The following is a 6157-nucleotide window of genomic DNA, read 5'->3' as shown; positions in this document are numbered from 1 at the left end:
CCCGCCTGCCCCGCACGCTGAGCCTGATGGATGAGGGGAAGCTGGCGGGTTTCAGTGCGATGAAGGTCGCGACGGCGACCGCGTGGCTGTCGGATGAGGATGCTCGTGCGGTGGACGCCGTGTTGGAGGACCGGATCGGGGACAAGAACCCGGATCAGGTCCGGAAAGCCGCCAATCATGCGGCGAACACGATCGACCCTGAGGGTGCCGGTAAACGGGCCGAGCAGCATCGCGAGGGGCGTCGCCTCACTATGCGGCACGGCGAGACCGGGGTGGCGTCGATCGAGGTCGAGGATGGGCCGGTGGAGAAAGTCGCTGCCGCGTATCAGCGGATCGATCGCGAGGCGCGGGCTCTCCGAGCTGGTGGTGAGACTCGTACGTTGGAGCAGCTGCGGGCCGATGTCGCCCTCGATCTCTTGCTCGGTAGCCAGGGCGGGGCGAGTGAGCGCAGCGAAGTGTTCCTGTACATTGATTTGTTCACCTATCTGGGCCTGAACGAGGATCCGGCGGAACTGGCCGGGCATGGCACGATCCCTGCCGCGTTGGCCAGGGAGATCGCCACGGGTGGGAACAGTGTGTTGCGGCGGATCGTCACCGATCCGCTGTCCGGGCAGGTCCTAGATCTCGGCCGGGACCGGTACCGGCCCAGCGCGGGTTTGGCCGAGTTCGTGCGGGTGCGGGACCGGGAATGCCGAAGACCCGGCTGCCACCGTCCGGCTCAGGCGTGCGACATCGATCATGCGGTGCCGTGGCAGCACGGCGGGCACACCACCGACACCGACCTCATCGACCTCTGCCGCCGCGACCACCGGTTGAAAGACGAACCCGGCTGGATCTACCGGCTCGCCTCTGATGGCACTCTGACGATCACCACACCGACCGGGCAGCAGTACGACAGCACGGCGCCGCCGCTGCACGAACCTCGCCCGGCGGCCGACGAGCCGCCGTTCTGAGTCCGTCGCCGAAAAGCGGCGAGGGTCGGCAAGCCGCCAAAGCGCGAGCCCGGAACGACCCGAACACTCACGATCACCACACCCACCGGAAAGCGGCACGTCAGCACACCACCGCCGGTGCACGAACCCCGCCCGGCAGCCGACCCACCACCGTTCTGAGTCCGTCGCCGAAAAGCGGCGAGGGTCGGCAAGCCGCCAAAGCGCGAGCCCGGAACGACCGCAACACTTACGACAGCGTTCCCTTTCGGGCCCGCGCGGCGCCTGCCGCCGCGACCACCGGTTGAAAGACGAACCCGGCTGGACCTACTGGCTCGCCTCCGATGGCGTCCTCACGATCACCACACCGACCGGGCAGCGCACCACTGCCGCTGCACGAACCCCGCCCGGCAGCCGACGAGCCACCGTTCTGAGTCCGTCGCCGAAAAGCGGCAAGAGTCGGTGAGTCGCCAAAAGCGCGAGCCCGGAACGACCCGAACACTCACGACAGCGTCCCCTTCCGGGCGCGAGCGGCGCCTGCCGCCGCGACCACCGGTCGAAGGACGAACCCGGCTGGACCTACCACCTCGCCTCGGACGGCACCCTCACGATCACCACACCCACCGGGCAGCACACCACCGCCACTCCACGAACCCCGCCCGGCAGCCGACGACGCACCACCGTTCTGAGGCCGTCGCCGAAAAGCGGCAACGGACGGCAAGCCGCCGCTCAGCCACCGGTGACGTAGATCCGGGCGATACTCCCGTCCGCCCAGCACAAGCAGAGCCGATGCCCGTCGACGTGGTAGACGACCGTGGCTTCGCCGTTGGCACGGTTCACCCAGCTGTCGTGCGGAACGGCCCCATGCGCCCGCACGAAGGCATCGACGGACCCACGATGCCCGCCGAGGTCGAGCCCGGAGATCAGCCGGTCCGCGGCCGGGCAGGCCGCGACATCCACGCTGACCTTCGTCACCAGCCCGTCGAGCGCCTCGATGTAGACGCCGTCGGTGCTCGGTTCGTCGGGGACCAGCTCACTCCGCCTGACGGTCGAGCCGGGGAAGAGCCGCCGAAGTTCCGCGAAGGCAGGGGAGTCCTCAGGCTCGCCCAGCGCGGCGCACATCGTGACGATGACACCGGTCAACGGTGTCCCGGGGGCCGGAAGCGGATCGGCCGTGGGCTCCTCGGTCTTCAGCGGTGCCGGCCGCGGGTCCTGCCCGCCGAAGTTCGCCACCCGGTCCCAGATCCAGTCGGCCATCGAGTCGGCGACGGGCTCGTCGGGCTGTCCTGGCCGGCGTTTCACCAGCCTCCCGAACGCGACGGCGACCAGGTAGGCCCCGGCGTCGTCGGTCATCACCTGCTCCCAGACCTCCTTTTCGGGCCAGTCGGGGTGCGCCGCCTGGTCGGCTTCGATCCCGGCGTCCATGGCGATGATTTCGGCCGCCGACATCAGCCGGAACGGCTCGGTCCAGCCCCAGGCGGCGCCGGAGCCGGGCGGTTGGCCGTCGTGCCAGGTGAGCAGATCCCTCGCGGCCATGGAGCCGACCTTGTCCTCGCCCTCGGCCAGATCCGCGGCCGAGGCTCCCGGCCGTAGCGTGTCGCGCAGTTCGGCGGGCATCACGGCGTCCAATGCCGCCAGGGCGGAGGCCAGGTCGATGCCCAGCTTCAGGTCGCGGATCTGCTGCCAAGCCATCTCGAGCGCGCCGGTGGCTTGGATGTCCGCCAGGCTGATGTCGTCGTCGCGCGCCTTTTCGACGATCGTCAGCATCGTCCGAGCGGTATCCACCAGGGTGTGCAACAGGTCGTCGGTCGGGTCCTCACGCAGCAGCCGGAGACCGAGTCGTTCGGCGTCGTCGAACCGGTACTGCGCCAGGTAGGCGTAGCCGAGCAGCATGGCGACCCAGGAGTCCGCCACGTTGGTCCGGATGGCCTCCTCGGCCGCGGGAACGAACCGTTCGGGTGGGGCGCAGCCGGCCAGCAGATACTCCGCGCGTTTCGCCAGCGCTTTGGGGAGATCGTCCGGCGCCGTCCGCGCACACAGCGCCACCGCGTCGTCGAGCTGCCGCCACCCGGCCTCGTGCTCCCCGGCGCAGGCCTGGGCGTGGCCCAGCTGCATCCAGTCGTCCCAGTCATCCTGGTTCTGGCCCAGTACGGTGCGTGCCCACCGCAACGCGTCTTGGTGGTTGTGCTCCCCCGATTCCAGATGCCGGAGCGCACGAGCCGCCCAGATGAACTGGTTGTCGCGGCGACCGGCCACCCGCAGATAGAGGCGCCGCGCTTCGTCCGTGTCGCCGCAGGATTCGCGGTGATAGGCGAGCACCATCGACGCGCTGCTCCGCTCCGGCTGGGCAGCGAGCACCCGCACCGCCAGCTCGGCGACGCGGGGATGCGTCGGCTGTGCCTCGAGGAGTTCCCACGCCAGGTCGAGGTCCCGCTCGACGGTGTCGCTCATCGCATGCCTCGCTTGACCCGGTACGCCCGGAGCTGGTCGAAGGTGCCGTCGTCGACGCCGAACTCCAGCACCGGCGCCACCTGGTCGAACCAGGATGTCGTGGACGGGGTGATGCCGCGGACGGCGGCCAGCAGCGCGCCGGTGGTGACCGGGATCAGCTCGCCCTTGCTCATCGACTCGACCATCGCCTGCTGCAGCACGGTGGTCGTCAGGTGGCTGAGGTCGGCACCGGAGAACCCTTCGGTCGCCGCCGCGACGGCCACGACGTCGACGTCATCGGCGGGTTTGCCGTCCAGCGCGCCCTGGACGATCGCCGCCCTGGCGACCGCGTCCGGGGGCAGCACCAGCACCGTCTTGTCGATCCGGCCCGGGCGGCGCAGCGCGGAGTCGATGTCCCACGGCCGGTTCGTCGCGGCGAGGAAGTAGACCCCGTCGTTCGCGCCCGCCACGCCGTCGAGCTCCTCCAGGAGCTGGGTCACGAGCATCCGCATCGCTTGCGACCCGCCGCCACCGGAGGTGCGCCGTCCGCCGAGCGCGTCGAACTCGTCGAAGAAGATCACGCACGGTGCGGCCGCGCGGGCGTGGCGGAACACGCTCTGGATCGCCTTCTCGCTTTCCCCGATCCATTTGCTGAGCAGGTCCGCGAGGGTCACGTGGATGAAGGACGCGCCGAGATCACCGGCGATCGCCCTGGCGATGAACGTCTTGCCGCAGCCGGGCGGGCCGTACATCAGCAGCGATCCGCCCGGTTTCTGCCCGAACGCCGCCGCCAGTTCGGGATTGCGCAGCGGCGTCAGGAACGCGGTGTTCAGATGCTGCTTGACCTCGGCGAGCCCCACGACGTCGGCCAGCGTCACCGCCGGACGCTCGGTGTCCCACAGCGACTCCGAAGCGCCGGCGCTCACGGCGTGACGGTCCTCATCGGACGGGGCCGCCACGGCCTCGGCGGGCGGTGGGGTCGAGGTCCGCAACCGCGCCGCCATCAGCCGGGCGCGCAGCAGGCGGATCCGCGCCTGATCACCACCGTGGGCCTCGAACGCCGTCAGTTCGGTGGCGGCGCGGTCCGGGTCCTTCTCCAGCAGCAGCGTGATGAAGTCCTCACGCAGCGCCAGATTGCCGGGGTCGGCCTCCACTTCGCGGGCGATCACCTCGATGAAACCGTCATCGCTCACCGCGCACCTCCTTCCGCGAACGGTCCAGTGTCAGACCAGAGACAATCATCCCGGCGGTCGTGGCGGACAGGCGGTCCGGCGAAGATCCCTGTCAGGGGTGAATCGGGGACGGTCCCTGATGTGCGCCCGCCTCGCGCGATGGACCGTGATGGGGTGACAGCAAGGACAACGGAATCACCCCAGTCTCTTGATCGCGGGATGTTCTTCGGTGGCAACGTGCCGATGGAGGGCGTGCTGAACGCGCTGGCCATGGAACCGTTCATCACCGGGGCCAAGCCGCATTCACGGGCCGCCGAAATCACCGAGGTCTCTCCGGACGCGACGCTGCTGCCGCCAGGAGTCACCGCGGATCTGACGTACGAACTGGACGGCAAGCGCTCGCATCTCGCCTCCGGTCCTGATTGGACACTCGTCGCGATGCGCCGCCGCGCCGGCGCCGCGACCGTGTGCGTATGCGCCACTTCCGGCGAGCTCGCGGAGGAGGTGCTCGCGGCCGCGGTCGGAACCGCGCGGACGGGACTTCCCGGGGAATCGGCCGTACCGGTCGGGTTCTGGCACGTGCAGGGATGCGGCGGCGCCGGCGTGCGCGCGCCCAGGACGATGGACTTGCCGCCGTGGCAGGCGATCCGCGGCAACTACCCGCGGTCGGCGGTGACCGCGCTCGACACGCTCATGGCGGCGCGCCCGGAGGACATCACCGGCAGGCTGATCCTTCTCCACGGCCCCGCGGGCACCGGCAAGACGACCGCCGTGCGCGCGCTCGCGCACGAATGGCGGGACTGGTGCCAGGTCGACAACGTCCTCGACCCCGAGGTCCTGTTCGCCGATCCGGGCTACCTGACTTCGGTGGTGCTCGGTGAAGAGCGGGCGGACAAGCGGAAATGGCGCCTGCTGATCCTCGAGGACTGCGACGAACTCGTCGGCGCGGACGCGAAGCGCGACTCCGGCCAGGCTCTGTCCCGTTTGCTCAATCTGACCGACGGCCTGCTCGGCCAGGGCCTGGACATCCTGGTTTGCCTGACCACGAACGAGAACGTCGCGCGGTTGCATCCTGCGGTGGTCCGGCCAGGCCGCTGCCTCGCGGAGATCGAGGTCTGCCCGCTGCCGCGAGACGAGGCGGCCACGTGGCTGGGCACGGAGAACGGCGCGGACATCGGCCCCGAGGGCGCCACGCTGGCCGAGCTGTATCGCCTGCGAGCCGCGGCCTAGCCGAGGGGTGGGTGGGATTCGGTCGTTCGGCCGGATTCCCGGTCTGCGGACTGTTAAGGTCCGCGCCATGCGGGTGTGGCTGTGCGGGCTGGTCGTGGGCGTGGTGGCGCTGCTCGGCGCGTGTTCCGGGGGCGGGCAGGGGCGCGGCCAGGTGGTGTCCCCGGCGACGACTTCGCTGACGGCCCCGGCGACGGCTCCGACGACGACCGGTCCGGTCACGACGGCCTCGCCGCAGACCCCGGCGACGACCACGACGACCCGGATCACTCCCGGGACCACACGGACCACCACGTACCGCGCCCCGACGACCGCGAAGCGCCCGACGACCCCGCACCGCTCCACTCCCACTCGCAGACGCTGACGGCCGCGCGATTCCGTCCACATCCACGTCATTCC

General features: G+C 70.2%; 5 protein-coding genes and 1 pseudogene. 4 read left to right on the top strand and 2 right to left on the bottom strand.

Going from position 1 to position 6157, the window contains the following annotated elements:
* Window positions 1-953: DUF222 domain-containing protein (locus AB8M46_RS37720; RefSeq protein ID WP_394363285.1), on the top strand; the 953-nt coding region annotated here is incomplete at its 5' end.
* Window positions 954-1467: 514 nt separating this feature from the next.
* Window positions 1468-1618 (top strand): annotated as a pseudogene (locus tag AB8M46_RS37715) (HNH endonuclease); the annotation flags it as partial.
* 40 nt (window positions 1619-1658) lie between these two features.
* Here the strand turns inward: AB8M46_RS37715 and AB8M46_RS37710 are convergent.
* Complete coding sequence (locus AB8M46_RS37710) at window positions 1659-3380, bottom strand: tetratricopeptide repeat protein (protein WP_394363284.1); 1722 nt, start codon at window positions 3378-3380, stop codon at window positions 1659-1661.
* Window positions 3377-4552 (bottom strand): ATP-binding protein, encoded by a 1176-nt coding sequence (locus tag AB8M46_RS37705; protein ID WP_378427963.1) that lies wholly within the window; start codon window positions 4550-4552, stop codon window positions 3377-3379. The genes AB8M46_RS37710 and AB8M46_RS37705 overlap by 4 nt, the downstream gene beginning before the upstream one ends.
* A 153-nt stretch (window positions 4553-4705) precedes the next feature.
* Here AB8M46_RS37705 and AB8M46_RS37700 point away from each other — a divergent pair, with 153 nt between their 5' ends.
* Window positions 4706-5761 carry a DUF5925 domain-containing protein gene (locus tag AB8M46_RS37700; RefSeq protein ID WP_378427961.1) on the top strand — a complete coding sequence of 352 codons (1056 nt, stop codon included), beginning with the start codon at window positions 4706-4708 and terminating at the stop codon, window positions 5759-5761.
* 67 nt (window positions 5762-5828) lie between these two features.
* Complete coding sequence (locus AB8M46_RS37695; RefSeq protein ID WP_378427959.1) at window positions 5829-6122, top strand: hypothetical protein; 294 nt, start codon at window positions 5829-5831, stop codon at window positions 6120-6122.
* Window positions 6123-6157 lie beyond the last annotated feature (35 nt).

The organism is Amycolatopsis sp. SB7-3, from assembly GCF_041021335.1.
Taxonomy (GTDB): domain Bacteria; phylum Actinomycetota; class Actinomycetes; order Mycobacteriales; family Pseudonocardiaceae; genus Amycolatopsis; species Amycolatopsis japonica.
This window is presented reverse-complemented; position numbering and strand designations above follow the sequence as displayed.

Coding starts and splice junctions, on each gene's coding strand:
- AB8M46_RS37710 (WP_394363284.1), bottom strand. CDS start 3,380: ATGAGCGACACCGTCGAGCGGGACCTCGACCTGGCGTGGGAACTCCTC.
- AB8M46_RS37695 (WP_378427959.1), top strand. CDS start 5,829: ATGCGGGTGTGGCTGTGCGGGCTGGTCGTGGGCGTGGTGGCGCTGCTC.